At 61.8% G+C, this 13,488-nt stretch carries 20 protein-coding genes; 13 read left to right on the top strand and 7 right to left on the bottom strand.

The annotated features are described in order from the left end of the window. Positions 1 to 32: 32 nt before the first annotated feature. The 6 genes from def (G0P99_RS02105) to G0P99_RS02080 are packed head-to-tail and all read left to right on the top strand — an operon-like array spanning position 33 to position 2,941. Entirely contained in the window at positions 33 to 551 is a 519-nt protein-coding gene (gene def / locus G0P99_RS02105; protein ID WP_164127230.1) for a peptide deformylase, read from the top strand. Next, positions 548 to 1,045 carry a peptide deformylase gene (gene def, locus G0P99_RS02100; RefSeq protein WP_164127228.1) on the top strand — a complete coding sequence of 166 codons (498 nt, stop codon included), beginning with the start codon at positions 548 to 550 and terminating at the stop codon, positions 1,043 to 1,045. Before def (G0P99_RS02105) ends, def (G0P99_RS02100) begins: the two co-directional genes overlap by 4 nt. Continuing rightward, entirely contained in the window at positions 1,042 to 1,539 is a 498-nt protein-coding gene (gene def / locus G0P99_RS02095) for a peptide deformylase (RefSeq protein ID WP_164127226.1), read from the top strand. The genes def (G0P99_RS02100) and def (G0P99_RS02095) overlap by 4 nt, the downstream gene beginning before the upstream one ends. A gap of 4 nt (positions 1,540 to 1,543) precedes the next feature. Next, positions 1,544 to 2,449, top strand: coding sequence for a methionyl-tRNA formyltransferase (fmt, locus tag G0P99_RS02090; RefSeq protein ID WP_164127224.1), 906 nt, complete (start codon positions 1,544 to 1,546; stop codon positions 2,447 to 2,449). A 14-nt stretch (positions 2,450 to 2,463) separates the two neighbouring features. Beyond that, a complete protein-coding gene (locus G0P99_RS02085; RefSeq protein ID WP_164127222.1) occupies positions 2,464 to 2,700 on the top strand; it encodes a hypothetical protein in 237 nt (78 codons plus the stop codon). A gap of 1 nt (position 2,701) precedes the next feature. Continuing rightward, complete coding sequence (locus tag G0P99_RS02080; RefSeq protein WP_164127220.1) at positions 2,702 to 2,941, top strand: GlsB/YeaQ/YmgE family stress response membrane protein; 240 nt, start codon at positions 2,702 to 2,704, stop codon at positions 2,939 to 2,941. 65 nt (positions 2,942 to 3,006) lie between these two features. Here G0P99_RS02080 and G0P99_RS02075 read toward each other — a convergent pair whose 3' ends face one another. The 7 genes from G0P99_RS02075 to G0P99_RS02045 form a co-directional block, all read right to left on the bottom strand. Further along, the gene (locus tag G0P99_RS02075) at positions 3,007 to 3,636 is read right to left on the bottom strand and encodes a trimeric intracellular cation channel family protein (RefSeq protein WP_164127218.1); all 630 of its coding nucleotides are present in this window, start codon (positions 3,634 to 3,636) and stop codon (positions 3,007 to 3,009) included. Then, positions 3,633 to 4,100 carry a ribonuclease HI gene (gene rnhA / locus G0P99_RS02070; RefSeq protein WP_164127216.1) on the bottom strand — a complete coding sequence of 156 codons (468 nt, stop codon included), beginning with the start codon at positions 4,098 to 4,100 and terminating at the stop codon, positions 3,633 to 3,635. The genes G0P99_RS02075 and rnhA overlap by 4 nt, the downstream gene beginning before the upstream one ends. Beyond that, positions 4,093 to 4,686: a class I SAM-dependent methyltransferase gene (locus G0P99_RS02065; protein WP_164127214.1), complete on the bottom strand. Its 594-nt coding sequence runs from the start codon at positions 4,684 to 4,686 to the stop codon at positions 4,093 to 4,095. Before G0P99_RS02065 ends, rnhA begins: the two co-directional genes overlap by 8 nt. Beyond that, on the bottom strand, positions 4,683 to 5,135 hold the full coding sequence (locus G0P99_RS02060) for a DUF3429 domain-containing protein (protein WP_164127212.1): 453 nt from the start codon (positions 5,133 to 5,135) through the stop codon (positions 4,683 to 4,685). Before G0P99_RS02060 ends, G0P99_RS02065 begins: the two co-directional genes overlap by 4 nt. Positions 5,136 to 5,257: 122 nt before the next feature. Then, positions 5,258 to 5,905: a glutathione S-transferase family protein gene (locus G0P99_RS02055; protein WP_164127210.1), complete on the bottom strand. Its 648-nt coding sequence runs from the start codon at positions 5,903 to 5,905 to the stop codon at positions 5,258 to 5,260. After that, the gene (ispH, locus tag G0P99_RS02050) at positions 5,902 to 6,852 is read right to left on the bottom strand and encodes a 4-hydroxy-3-methylbut-2-enyl diphosphate reductase (RefSeq protein ID WP_164127208.1); all 951 of its coding nucleotides are present in this window, start codon (positions 6,850 to 6,852) and stop codon (positions 5,902 to 5,904) included. Before ispH ends, G0P99_RS02055 begins: the two co-directional genes overlap by 4 nt. Before the next feature lie 205 nt (positions 6,853 to 7,057). Further along, the gene (locus tag G0P99_RS02045) at positions 7,058 to 7,630 is read right to left on the bottom strand and encodes an NYN domain-containing protein (RefSeq protein ID WP_164127206.1); all 573 of its coding nucleotides are present in this window, start codon (positions 7,628 to 7,630) and stop codon (positions 7,058 to 7,060) included. Between the two features lie 134 nt (positions 7,631 to 7,764). Between G0P99_RS02045 and folK the strand changes: the two genes are divergently transcribed. The 7 genes from folK to acpS all read left to right on the top strand — a co-directional run bounded on the left by folK (position 7,765) and on the right by acpS (position 13,472). After that, positions 7,765 to 8,340 carry a 2-amino-4-hydroxy-6-hydroxymethyldihydropteridine diphosphokinase gene (folK, locus tag G0P99_RS02040; protein WP_164127204.1) on the top strand — a complete coding sequence of 192 codons (576 nt, stop codon included), beginning with the start codon at positions 7,765 to 7,767 and terminating at the stop codon, positions 8,338 to 8,340. 85 nt (positions 8,341 to 8,425) lie between these two features. Then, positions 8,426 to 8,779, top strand: coding sequence for a DNA-directed RNA polymerase subunit omega (rpoZ, locus tag G0P99_RS02035; protein ID WP_164127202.1), 354 nt, complete (start codon positions 8,426 to 8,428; stop codon positions 8,777 to 8,779). A gap of 28 nt (positions 8,780 to 8,807) precedes the next feature. Further along, a complete protein-coding gene (locus G0P99_RS02030; protein ID WP_164127200.1) occupies positions 8,808 to 10,940 on the top strand; it encodes a bifunctional (p)ppGpp synthetase/guanosine-3',5'-bis(diphosphate) 3'-pyrophosphohydrolase in 2,133 nt (710 codons plus the stop codon). A 31-nt stretch (positions 10,941 to 10,971) separates the two neighbouring features. After that, on the top strand, positions 10,972 to 11,628 hold the full coding sequence (locus G0P99_RS02025; RefSeq protein WP_164127198.1) for a DUF2062 domain-containing protein: 657 nt from the start codon (positions 10,972 to 10,974) through the stop codon (positions 11,626 to 11,628). A gap of 37 nt (positions 11,629 to 11,665) precedes the next feature. After that, complete coding sequence (locus tag G0P99_RS02020; RefSeq protein WP_164127196.1) at positions 11,666 to 12,412, top strand: pyridoxine 5'-phosphate synthase; 747 nt, start codon at positions 11,666 to 11,668, stop codon at positions 12,410 to 12,412. After that, positions 12,409 to 13,029 carry a LysE family translocator gene (locus G0P99_RS02015; RefSeq protein WP_164127194.1) on the top strand — a complete coding sequence of 207 codons (621 nt, stop codon included), beginning with the start codon at positions 12,409 to 12,411 and terminating at the stop codon, positions 13,027 to 13,029. Before G0P99_RS02020 ends, G0P99_RS02015 begins: the two co-directional genes overlap by 4 nt. After that, complete coding sequence (gene acpS / locus G0P99_RS02010) at positions 13,026 to 13,472, top strand: holo-ACP synthase (RefSeq protein WP_164127192.1); 447 nt, start codon at positions 13,026 to 13,028, stop codon at positions 13,470 to 13,472. Before G0P99_RS02015 ends, acpS begins: the two co-directional genes overlap by 4 nt. The last annotated feature ends 16 nt before the right edge of the window (positions 13,473 to 13,488 follow it).

Genomic DNA, 13,488 nt, shown 5'->3' with positions numbered 1-13,488 from the left:
CAGCAGGGCGGGCAATCGCCTAAATCGGGGCCATGAAACGTGCTATTCTCATTCATCCCGATCCGCGCCTGAAAAAGGTCTGCGCGCCCGTTGCCGATATCTCGGACGAACTGCGTGCACTGGCCGACGACATGCTGGAAACCATGTATGACGCGCCGGGCATCGGTCTGGCGGCGCCGCAGATCGGCGTACTCGACCGTTTGATCGTGCTGGATTGCGTCAAGGAAGAAAGCGCGCCCGCCCGCCCGCTTGTTATGTTCAACCCGCGTATCCTGGCCAGCTCGGACGAGACGAATGTTTACGAGGAAGGCTGCCTGTCCATCCCCGAGCAATATGCCGAGGTGACCCGCCCCAAGGTGGTGGATGTGGAATGGATCGACCGCGACGGCAAGTTGCAAAGCGAGACCTTTGATGGGCTCTGGGCTACCTGCGTGCAGCACGAGATCGACCATCTGGATGGCAAGCTGTTCATCGACTATCTCAAGCCGCTGAAACGCCAGATGATCACCCGCAAGATGCAGAAGCTGAAGCGCGAGCGGGCGAGGGCGTGAGTGTCCTGCCGATCCTGACATGGCCCGATGCACGCCTGTCGCAACGCTGTGACCCGGTCGAGGGGATCGTGCCCGACGATCTGATCCGCGACATGTTCGACACCATGTATGCCGCCAAAGGGCGCGGGCTGGCCGCGCCGCAGGTGGGGGTGATGCAGCGGTTCTTTGTCATGGATGTGGGCTGGAAAGAGGGCACCTCCAGCCCGATGGCCATGATCAACCCGGTGATCATGGCCGCCGAGCGGGTGCCGGTCGAGATGGAGGAGGTGTGCCTCTCGATCCCAGGCCTCTCGGTGCCCGTCACTCGGCCCAAGGCGGTAACCGTGCAATGGACCGCGCCCGAGGGCGACATTCACATGGCCGATTTCGACGGGTTCGAGGCGCGTTGCATCCAGCATGAGTTCGATCATCTCAACGGGGTCGTCACGCTGGATCATCTGGACCCGCAGGCCCGCGCCGCCATGCTGTCCGCTTATGAGGGAAACCATCCATGACCGTCCGCCGTTGCCTGCCCTGGCCCGACAAGCATTTGCGCACCCGCGCCGCCGAAGTGAGTGAAATCACCGACGAGATCCGCGCCATCTGGGACGACATGATCGACACGATGGAGGCGATGCCGGGTGTGGGCCTGGCCGCGCCGCAGATCGGGGTGATGCTGCGGCTGGCGGTGGTCGATGGCTCGTCCGAGCGGGGCCGTGCGGTGCGTCTGGCGAACCCTGAGATCCTGCATGCCTCGGTCGAGTTGCGCGAACATGACGAGGCCAGCCCCAACCTGCCCGGCGTCTCTGCCAGGCTGAAGCGCCCGCGTGCGGTGACGGTGCGGTTCCTGAACGAACAGGGTCAGGTCGACCGGCGGGATTTTGTCGGCATCGAGGCGACCAGCGTGCAGCATCAGATCGACCACCTGAACGGGCGGATGTATTTCGACAATCTCAGCAAGGTGAAACGCGACATGCTGCTGCGCAAGGCGCGCAAGATGGGGGGCTGAGGCGATGCGCGTCGTGTTCATGGGAACCCCCGATTTCTCGGTCCCAGTGCTAGATGCGCTGGTAGAGGCCGGGCATGAGATCGCCGCCGTCTATTGCCAGCCGCCCCGCCCGGCGGGGCGCGGCAAAAAGGACCGCCCGACGCCCGTCCATGCCCGCGCGCTGGAGCTAGGGCTGGAGGTGCGCCACCCGGTTTCGCTGAAAGAGGCCGAGGCGCAGGCGGATTTCGTGGCGCTGGGCGCCGATGTGGCGGTGGTGGTGGCCTATGGGCTGATCCTGCCGCAGCCGGTGCTGGACGCGCCGCGCCACGGCTGCCTCAATATCCACGCCAGCCTGTTGCCCCGCTGGCGTGGCGCGGCGCCGATTCACCGGGCGATTATGGCGGGGGATGATCAGACCGGTATCTGCATCATGCAAATGGAGGCAGGCTTGGATACCGGTCCGGTGCTGCTGCGCGCCGCGATATCCATCGGGGCGGAGGAAAACACCGGCGCCTTGCATGACCGACTGTCAGCAATGGGCGCCGATCTGGTCGTCGAAGCGCTGGCGTGCCTGCCCGAATTGACGCCCGAGCCGCAGCCCGAGGTGGGCGTCACCTATGCCGCCAAGATCGACAAGGCTGAGGCGCGGGTGGACTGGACCCGCCCGGCGGTCGAGATCGACCGGCAGATCCGGGGTCTCTCGCCCTTTCCCGGCGCCTGGACCGAGATCGCGGGTGAACGGGTGAAGCTGCTCGCCTCGCGCCTGACCATGGGGCAGGGCACCCCGGGTGAGGTACTGGATGATGCGTTGACCGTGGCTTGCGGCACGGGTGCAGTGTCACTCACCCGCTTGCAACGAGCGGGCAAAGGGGCGCAGGATGCCGACATCTTCCTGCGCGGCTGGCCCGTGCCAAGGGGAACCCGCCTGTAGAAGGGGCTTTGCGCATGTTCATGGTTCTGATGGGAACGGTCGTTATCGCCGGGATTGTCGGCTACATCTCCGAAAAATCGGGGTTCACCCATAACGGCTATCTGCAATCCATCATCATCTGCGTCGGCGGGGCGTTCCTGTTTTACTTTGTGCGGATCATGTTCGGGATCGGGTTTGCCTCTCCGGGGATGAACGCCATTCTTTCGTCCATCGGGGCGCTGATCATCGTGCCGTTCCACTGGAGGAAATGAGATGCATGTAGTTGCCCTGATCATCATCGGCGCCGCAGCCGGTTTCCTGGCCACCCGTCTGATGCGGGTCGAGGCGGATATTCCCACCACCATGCTGATTGGCATCGTGGGCGCGCTGATCGGCGGGCTGATCCTGCGCGGCCTCTTGACCATGATGGGATGGCTGTCAGGCTTTGTCGGCGCGGTGCTGGGGGCGCTTCTCGTGGTCTGGCTCTGGCAGACCTATTTGCGGCGGCGCTGAGACTGGCAGGGCGGATGCGAGGCTCTGCCTCGCGCACCGGAGTATTTTGGCGAAATGAAGGGGTGTCAGCCGCGCGTGCGCGGCGGGCGGCTTTTATAGACCGGCAGGCGCCAGCCAAAGATCAGCGAGCCGGCGCGCAGACCCCAGCAGACAATCGCGCAAAGGCCCAGCGCGGTCAGGGTGGCGAGCCCCAGCCCGGTGGCGATCACCGCCGCCACCGCTCCCGCCAGCGCACAGGAGACGTATAGCTCGCCTTGTTTCAGGACTAGTGGCACTTCGTTGCAGACCACATCGCGCATCAACCCGCCCAGACAGCCGGTCATCATGCCCATCAGCACCACGATCACCGGCGGTTGTGCCTGCGCCAGCGCCACCCCGGTGCCTGCCGCCACCGCGATGGACAGCGCGAAACTGTCGAGCCAAATCAGCAGGCGATAGCGGCTTTCGACCAGATGGGCAGTGAAGAAGACCAGCGCGGCGGCACCCGAGGCGATCAGGATATAGGCGGGCTGGCCCACCCAGAACACCGGGTCGCGATCCAATAGCAGGTCACGCATGGTACCGCCGCCCACCGCCGTCAGGCAGGCGACAAAGGCAAACCCTACCAGATCGAGTTGCGCCCGGCTGGCCACCAGCGCCCCGGTCAGGGCAAAGACCAGGACCGAAGCATAGTCGAGCAGGGCGAGCAGGCTCATGGCTTGGCCTTGGCCGGTTTGAAGGGCTTCATTCCCTCGCGTGCCAGTTCGTCGGCGCGCTCGTTCTCGGGATGACCGGCATGTCCCTTGACCCATTTCCAGGTCACGTCGTGACGCGCCTGTGCCGCGTCCAGCCGCTGCCAGAGTTCCACATTCTTGACCGGCTTGCGGTCGGCGGTTTTCCAGCCGTTGCGTTTCCAGCCAAAGATCCAGCCGGTCACGCCGTTTTTTACATAGGCGCTGTCAGTGACAACTGTAATCTGCGAGGGGCGTTCCAGTGTTTCCAGCGCGTTGATGGCGGCCAGAAGTTCCATCCTGTTGTTGGTGGTATCGCCTTCTCCACCATTCAGTTCGCGTTCCTTGAGGATGGTTTCCCCTTCAACCGCTCGCAGCAAGACGCCCCAGCCACCCGGACCGGGGTTTCCCGAACAGGCACCGTCGGTATAGGCAAAAAGTTCAGGCACGGGCGCGCACCGCGATCCAGTCGGAGACCTCGCCACTCAATCCAGGTCCGGCACCAAAGGCCCGGTCAATGATTGTAAAGCCTGCCACTTGCATCCGCGTCTCCAGTTCGTCTTCCGTGTAATAGCTGTAGAACCGGCCAAGCGCGTCGCGCGCCTCGCCAGTGCCGAGCTTTAGGGCGATATGGAAAAGCCCGCCGGGTTTCAAGGCCCTGTGCAAGACGGCCAGATGTCCGGGAAAGGCGTGGCGTGGCGCATGCAAGAGACTGAAATTGGCCCATATGCCGTCAAACTCTGCTATTTCGACCACGTCATCGAAAGTTGCCTGCCGGACGGTGACGCCGGGATGTCGGGCCGCCAGTTTCACCATTTCGGCGGACGCATCCATGGCGGTGACCCGCATTCCCGCGCGTACCAGTGCGGCGGCCGATGTTCCCGGGCCACAGCCCAGATCTAGAACATGAGAGCCCTGCGGCAGGTTTGCGACAAAAGCCGTCAGCTCTGGATCGGTTGCGTTATGTTCGTCGGTCATGGCCGCGTAGTCAGCGGCCCGGCTCTGGTAAACGCGAATGGTTTCCGGGTCGCTCACAGGAAAACTCCGGCAGACAGGCAGGACACAACTACAAAGGTCAGCACCAGGCGCAACCGCATCCACCACACTGGCGCCAGCCCCCATGCGGCAAAGGCTGCATCCAGCATCAAAAGGCCCAGGAAGCCGAAAATCAGGTTCACGGCCGCGCTTGTCGGTCCGCCGCCGGTCATGAAGAACGCCCAAAGAGCAGGGATTACGGACAAGACATAACCGGTCGCGGCCTGCCCGCCGTCAGCTTTGGTGGCAAATCCCCAGAGAACCCCCGACATGAAGGCGAGAATGATTTGGCCGTAGGCGATCTGGACATAGGGGCCGATGAACCGCGGCCCAAGAATTCCTGCGCCCCACGCCTGCAAGGCGGGAAGCAGGTAGGTAGCCGCCCCCCAGATAAAGGGCAGCAGCCCGGCCAGGCCCAGGAAAAGCGGCACGCGAGGAATACCGCTCATAAGCTTTTCTCCGACGATTGTGCGGTTGTCTCGGTGTTCTTCACGACCACGATGTATTCATTTTTTGTCATAGTTCGCCCTGGCGTCACGCGTGGAGGAGGGGGTTTTCGAGCCTGTCCAGCCTAGCTTTGAACGTTACCACTTGGAAGCGAGGTTTCAGTCTCGCGCAGGCTGGGTCGGGGCGCTGTCCGCAGCCACCATTCATACAGGCCGGGGTAGCGGGCCAGCAGGTCGGCCCCTTCGGGCGCATGTACGAGCGCGGCTATCATGGGGGCCAGATGGCATTCCGCCCGACCAAAACCCTGGGATAACACCAGGCCCTCGCGTGCAATCTCGTCCAGCGCGGCCAGGACTTTGGGCGTGCGGCGCAAGCTGTCCTGGACTTCCGCAGGATCACTCGGTTCGCCGTAGGCGGGGCGGAAAACCGCATGTTCGTAGATCTGGCGAACCATCGGCCAATAGGCGTAAGCATCGGCAATACAGACCACTTGTATCGCCCGGGCGGCTGCCTGTGGGCTGTCTGGCATCATAGGCGGCCCGTCGAACGCGGCGTCCAGATAGGCCGAAATCGCTGCGGTTTCGTAAATCGCAAAATCCCCATGGCAAAGGAAGGGTACACGGCCGAATGGGTGCGGACCAAGCGTGCCCTGAGCAAACGGATCATGCTCCACGTAGTCGAATGCTATGCCTTTCTCCAACAGGATCAGGCGGATGATCCGGGTATAGATGCTGTGGCTGTAGCCGGTCAGAACCGGTCGGGGCGGGGTCATGCGGGTTGCCGCAACACCCTGGGCACCTTGAATTCGACGTGTTCGATCGCGGTCTCGACCACTTCGACTGTCACGGCAAAGCGGTCGCGAAAGGCGTCGATCACTTCGTTGACCAGTAGTTCGGGGGCAGAGGCCCCGGCGCTGACGGCGACACTTCGGATACCGTCCAGAGCACGCCAGTCGATTTCTCCGGCTCGTTGTACCAGCTGAGCATATCCGCACCCTGCCTTGGCCGCGACCTCGACCAGCCTGCGCGAATTCGACGAATTCGGCGCGCCCACAACCAGCAGGGCATCGGACACGGGAGCAACCGCCTTGACCGCTTCCTGCCGATTCGTGGTGGCGTAACAGATGTCTTCCTTGTGAGGGCCGACGATGTGCGGGAACCGCGCCTGAAGAGCCGCGACGATGTCGCGGGTATCGTCCACCGACAGGGTGGTCTGGGTCACAAAGGCGAGATGTTGGGGGTCGCGCACCACGATGCGGGCCACGTCCTCGACCGTTTCCACCAGCAGCACCTCGCCTTCGGGCAATTGCCCCATGGTACCAATGGTTTCGGGGTGGCCGCGATGGCCGATCATGATGATTTGTAGGCCGTTTTCGGCGTGACGCTCTGCCTCGATATGAACCTTGGACACCAGCGGGCAGGTGGCATCGACAAAGACCATCTGGCGGCGCTCGGCCTCGGCCGGAATGGATTTGGGGACGCCATGAGCCGAGAAGATGACCGGCCGGTCATCGGGGCATTCATCCAGTTCCTCGACGAATACCGCGCCCTTGGCGCGCAATACGTCGACCACGAATTTGTTGTGCACGATTTCGTGCCGGACATAGACTGGCGCGCCCCATTTCTCGATGGCCATTTCGACAATCTTTATGGCGCGGTCGACGCCGGCGCAAAATCCGCGCGGCGCGGCAAGGTACAGGGTAAGGGGCGGTTTGGTCATGGCGGCTTCTCCTTGCCCGGAACAGGTAAGGCTTTGGCTGACGAACGTCCAGTCCGGGCCATGACGTCACGAAACCGTCACGTGACGGGCCTAGAAAACGGGCATTGGTCCGAAGTCCATTTTTCAGTACGCAGAACGGCCGGGTGATCGCTCGCCCGGCCGTCCTATTTTTGCGATTAGAGCTTTGCGCTTTGGCGCGTGGCTTTTACTGCGCGTTCGCCGCGACCGATCTCGGTTCCATCGGAACGTCGCGCGGGGGGCGACCGATCACGTCACGCAATTCTTCGAGTTCGATGAAGTTGTCGGCCTGGCGGCGCAATTCGTCCGAAATCATCGGGGGTTGGCTGCGAATCGTCGAAACGACCGAGACACGAACCCCTTGGCGCTGGAGGCTGGCCACCAGCGGCCGGAAATCGCCATCGCCTGAAAACAGGACAATATGGTCGACGCGCGGAGCCAATTCCATGGCATCGACGGTCAGTTCGATGTCCATGTTCCCCTTGACCTTACGGCGCCCCATGCTGTCGGTGTATTCCTTCGCCGGCTTTGTCACCATGGTGAAGCCATTGTAGTGCAACCAATCAACGAGTGGACGGATCGGTGAGTATTCGTCATTCTCCAGCAGCGCCGTGTAGTAGAAGGCTCTCAACATCTTGCCGCGTCGCATAAACTCTTGGCGAAGCAACTTATAGTCGATGTCAAAACCAAGAGCCTTTGCAGCCGCATAAAGATTCGAACCGTCGATGAACAGCGCAAGCCGTTCGTCTTTATAAAACATAATTGTTCCTTCCGGTGTGGACCGTTTCGCCTGTGTCCGTGAGTGAGTGCTAAAAAAACGGCGAAATGGTCTTCCCAATGTAAGTGAAACGCCATTTATGGCAAGGGTGCACTTGACGTGAACGGAAACATAAGATGATCAAAATACAGCAAACATCCGTTATCGCCTTGGGCGCAAATCTAAGTTTTGATCAAACTCCCCCCGCTCTGACGTTACGGCACGCTATCCAGGAACTCGCACGACAGGGTTTGATTGCCACTGCCGAGAGCCGATTCTATTCGACGCCCTGTTTTCCCCCGGGCGCAGGACCAGACTACGTCAATGCGGCGATATCCATCAATGGAAATCTATCAGAGGTTGATGTCCTGGCGGTTCTTCACAGTGTCGAGGAATTGTTCGGACGACAGCGCGAGCAGAGATGGGGGATGCGCACGCTGGATCTCGACCTGATCTGTCACGGCGAGAGAGTTCTGCCGAGCCTCAAAGAGTTCGAGAGTTGGCGGTGCCTCGCGCCCGAAACACAGGCGAAAACCGCACCATCAGAATTGATCCTCCCCCACCCGCGCTTGCAGGACCGCGCCTTTGTTCTGGTTCCGATGGCCGATGTGGCGCCGGATTGGCGTCATCCGGTTCTGGGCAAGACCGTGGTCGAGATGCTTGCCGACCTGCCCCCGGAGGACGTGGCCGAAGTTAAGCCTTTGACGCTGTGAAACTGGGGATTTCCTGCTTGTCAACCGCGGGAAACGCGCCTAGATACGTCCTTTCTGGACAAGGTTGCACTTTGGAGAGTCGCTTATGGCCCGCGTAACGGTAGAAGACTGCGTAGACAAGGTTCCGAACCGGTTCGAGCTGGTATTGCTCGCCGCTCACCGCGCGCGCGAAATCTCCGCCGGCGCGCCGATCACGATTGATCGGGACAACGACAAGAACCCCGTCGTTTCGCTGCGCGAGATCGCCGACGAGACACAGAGCGCCGACAGCCTGCGTGAGCGCCTGATCGAGGCCAACCAGACGCAGATCGAAGTCGACGAACCCGAGGACGATCAGATGGCGCTGTTGATGGGTGCCGAATCGGATCGCCCTGCTGAAGACGATATGTCGGAAGAGCGTCTGCTGCGTGCCTTGATGGAGGCGCAGGGGCAGGGCTGAGCGCGCCGCGCGAAAGGATGCGGACAGGATGATTTCTGTTGACGATCTGATTGCGCTGGTCCGCAACTACAACCCGAAAACCAATGTCGAACGCATTGCCCGGGCCTATGAGTTCGGGCAAAAAATGCACGACGGCCAGTTCCGCCACTCGGGCGAACCTTATTTCACTCATCCTGTCGCCGTTGCGGCCATCCTGACCGAACAACGGCTGGACGATGCGACTATCATTACCGCGCTACTGCACGATACCATCGAGGATACCAAGGCCAGCTATGGCCAGGTGTCCGAGCTGTTCGGCGAAGAGGTGGCGATGCTGGTCGATGGTGTGACCAAGCTGACCAATCTGCAACTGTCGTCGCGCGAGACAAAGCAGGCCGAGAACTTCCGCAAGCTGTTCATGGCCATGTCCAAGGACCTGCGTGTGATCCTGGTCAAGCTGGCCGACCGGTTGCACAACATGCGCACCATCAAGGCGATGCGGCCGGAGAAGCAGGCCGTCAAGGCGCGCGAGACCATGGATATCTATGCGCCGCTCGCCGGGCGCATGGGCATGCAGTGGATGCGTGAAGAGCTGGAGGATCTGGCCTTTCGCGTGCTCAACCCCGAGGGGCGCCAGTCGATCATCCGCCGCTTCATTACGCTGCAACGCGAAACCGGCGACGTGATCCACCGGATCACCGGCGACATGCGGCACGAGCTGGACAAGGCGGGTATCGAAGCCGAGGTGTTCGGACGCGCCAAGAAACCCTATTCGATCTGGCGCAAGATGCAGGAAAAGGATCAGGGCTTCTCGCGCCTGTCCGACATCTACGGCTTCCGCATCATCACCCTGTCCGAAGAGGATTGTTACCGCACGCTGGGCGCTATCCACCAGCGCTGGCGCGCTGTGCCGGGGCGGTTCAAGGATTACATCAGCCAGCCGAAATCGAACGGCTATCGCTCGATCCACACCACCGTCTCGGGGCGCGACGGCAAACGGGTCGAGGTGCAGATCCGCACCCGCCAGATGCATGACGTGGCCGAAACCGGCGTGGCGGCGCATTGGTCCTATCGTGACGGGGTGCGCACCCAGAACCCCTTTGCCGTCGATCCGGCCAAATGGATCGCGGGCCTGACGGAACAGTTCGACAACGAGGAAGATCACGAGGATTTCCTCGAAGCTGTCAAGCTTGAGATGTATTCGGACCAGGTGTTCTGCTTTTCGCCCAAGGGCGACGTGGTCAAGCTGCCGCGCGGGGCGACACCGATCGACTATGCCTACGCCATTCATACGCGAATCGGCCATGCCTGCGTCGGGGCCAAGGTGGACGGAATCCGGGTGCCGCTGTGGACGCGGTTGAAAAACGGCCAGTCGGTCGAGGTGATCACCGCCGAAGGCCAGACCCCGCAAGTGAGTTGGCTTGAAATCGCCGTCACCGGCAAGGCCAAGACCGCGATCCGTCGCGCCCTGCGTGAGGTGGACCGCGAGCGGTTCATCAAACTTGGGCACGAGCTGGCACGCTCGGCTTTTGAACATGTCGGGCGCAAGGCGACCGACAAGGCGCTCGACACCGCAGCCAAGCACCTGAGGCTCAAGAACCGGGACGAGTTGCTGGCCCGGCTCGGGTCGGCCGAGTTGACAGCGCATGACGTGGTGCAGGCGGTCTATCCGGATCTGGCCCCGGACCAGGGCGACGCCATCCCACCCAGGCGGGCCGTTATCGGCCTGGAGCCTGGACAAAGCTTTGATCGCGCGTCCTGTTGCCAACCGTTGCCGGGCGAACGCATCGTCGGGATTACCTATCGCGGTAAAGGCGTGGTCGTACACGCCATCGATTGCGAAAAGCTGAGCGAGTTCGAAGATCAGCCAGGTCGTTGGGTCGATCTCCATTGGCACTCGGGCACTCATCCGGCAGTCTATGGCGCAACGCTGGAACTGACCATCGGCAACGATGCCGGTGTACTGGGACGGATTTGCACATTGATTGGCGAGAAGAAGGCGAATATTTCCAACCTGGAATTTGTTGACCGCAAACCGGATTTTTATCGGCTGATGATCAGTGTCGAATTGCGTGATGTCGAACAGTTGCACTCGCTGATGCTGACCCTCGAAGCGGAAAGCGATGTGGCCTCGGTCGAACGCTACAGGGAAAAGGCCAAGGCAGGCGCCGCGGCGAGTTAGAGGTCAGAGGGTACGGAAAGGACGTCCACGCGTGGTTTTCAAGCGCCGAGATCGACGGTCCCCATTGCAGGTGCTGTGGGAACTGATCTGGCCGCGTGGCGGTTGGACCCGGGCTTTTCACTACGTAAAACACAGGGTCCGTCGGCTGCCGGACAGCCCTGAACGAATCGCCCGTGGCATAGGGGCAGGGGTCTTTGCCTCTTTCACCCCGTTCTACGGGATGCACTTTGTCATCGCAGTGATTTTGGCGCGGGTGATCAACGGCAACATCCTGGCAAGCCTCAGTGGGACTTTCTTTGGCAATCCGTTGACGTATGTGCCAATTGGCGTCATCTCGCTGCAAACCGGGCATTTCATTCTTGGAACTCATTTCGAGGAAGGTTCGGAACACGGTCTCATGGGCAAGTTCGCCAGTGCGGCGGGCGATCTCAAGAATAACTCCATTGCCCTGTTCACAGATAGGAACGCCGATTGGCACGCCTTGAAGGTTTTCTTTCAAGAGGTTTTCTATCCTTACATGATCGGCGGCATACTGCCCGGAATCGTAACCGCTGTTGTCTGCTATTACCTCAGCCTGCCGCTGATCCGGACCTACCAGCAGCGTCGCCGCAGCAAGATCAAGGCCAAGTTCCAGGCGATCAAGAAAAAGGCAGAGGCCGCCCTGCCAAACCCGGAAAATCCCGGATAGGGTCGGCCGCAAGCGAGTCGGAAAGGAACCCTTTGTCATGTCTGCTGAATATCTGCGTCTTGGCGTGAACATCGACCATGTGGCAACCGTGCGCAACGCGCGCGGCGGTGTGTATCCGGATCCGATCCGCGCCGCCAAAATCGCCGAACAGGCGGGGGCGGACGGTATTACCGCGCATTTGCGCGAGGATCGCCGTCATATCACGGATGCCGATATCGACGGTTTGATGGCGGCGCTGAGCGTGCCCCTGAACTTCGAGATGGCCGCCACCGACGAGATGCAGAAGATCGCCCTGCGCCACAAGCCGCACGCGGTCTGCATCGTGCCCGAAAAGCGCGAGGAGCGTACCACCGAAGGCGGTCTTGAAGTCGCGCGCGAAGAGAACCGTTTGGCCCATTTCATCGCACCCCTGCGTGAGGTCGGTTGCCGGGTGTCGATCTTCATCGCCGCCGACATGAAACAGATCGAGGCCGCCCACCGGATCGGCGCGCAGGTGATAGAACTGCATACTGGCGCCTATTGCGATGCCCATGCCGAGGGAGATTTTGCCACCCGCGACCGCGAGCTGGAGACTCTGCGCGAGATGTCGGCCTTTGCTCATTCGCTGGGTCTTGAGGTGCACGCGGGCCACGGGTTGACCTATGACACGGTGCAGCCGGTTGCGGCCTTTCCCGAGGTGGTGGAGCTGAATATCGGCCATTTCCTGATCGGCGAGGCGATTTTTCGCGGACTCACGCCTGCCATCGCCGAGATGCGCCGCCTGATGGACGAGGCGCGGGCATGACACCCGGGCTCGGCCTCGTTGTCCTTGCCTGGCTGGTGGCGGGGGGCAGTCCCGGTCCTGCCACCCTGACCATTGCCGGAACCGGCATGGCCGAGGGGCGCGCGGCCGCGCTGGCGGTGGCGCTGGGCATCGTGGCAGGTTCGGCCAGTTGGGGACTGGCCGCTGCGCTGGGTATGAGCGCGCTGATGCTGACGAATGTCTGGATTGTCGAGACGGTCCGTTATGCAGGGGCGCTCTATCTGCTGTGGCTGGCGGTGAAATCCTTGCGAGCAGGTCTGGCCCCGGCCAGTGCCAAACCCTTCAGATCCGCTACGGGCGGCGTCAAGCGTCTGTTCCTTCGCGGCTATCTGATTCACCTGACCAATCCCAAGGCGATCCTGAGCTGGGGTGCGGTCTTTGCCATCGCGTTGCCGCCCGCTGCGTCTCTGAGCAGCGTGTTCACGTTGTTCGGCGTGCTCATCACCGCCTCGACCGGCCTGTTTCTGGGCTATGCGCTGCTGTTTTCGACCCGCACTATCGGTGAGGGGTACCGCCGCCTGCGCCGCTGGTTCGAGTTGAGCTTTGCGCTGCTTTTTGGTGGCGCTGCGTTGAAACTGCTGACGGCGCGGCTGCAATGATTTTGGGCATCGGCACCGATCTGGCGAATATCGAGCGGATTGAGCGTACGCTCGACCGGTTCGGTGATCGGTTTCGCAACCGTGTCTTTACCGAAACCGAACAGCGCAAGGCCGAGCGTCGCGCTGACACTGCCGGCACCTATGCCAAACGTTGGGCGGCGAAAGAGGCCTGCTCCAAGGCATTGGGCACGGGTCTGCGGATGGGCATCAGTTGGCGTGACATGGCGGTCACCAATTTGCGCAGCGGCCAGCCGGTCATGCACGTCACGGGCTGGGCGGCGGAACGCCTGCGCGAGATGACACCCGATGGGCACGAGGCGATCATCCACGTCACCCTGACCGACGACCACCCCTGGGCGCAGGCCTTTGTCGTTATCGAGGCGCGCCCGCGCGCCGATACAGACGGGGCAAGCTTGACTTACCCGACCCCGCCCCGCATGTAGCCCCACGAAACACCCG

The organism is Ruegeria sp. PrR005, from assembly GCF_010500245.1.
GTDB classification, from domain to species: domain Bacteria; phylum Pseudomonadota; class Alphaproteobacteria; order Rhodobacterales; family Rhodobacteraceae; genus Ruegeria_B; species Ruegeria_B marisflavi.
Note: the sequence above shows the minus strand (reverse complement) of the source record. Positions and strands in the feature narration are given on the sequence as shown.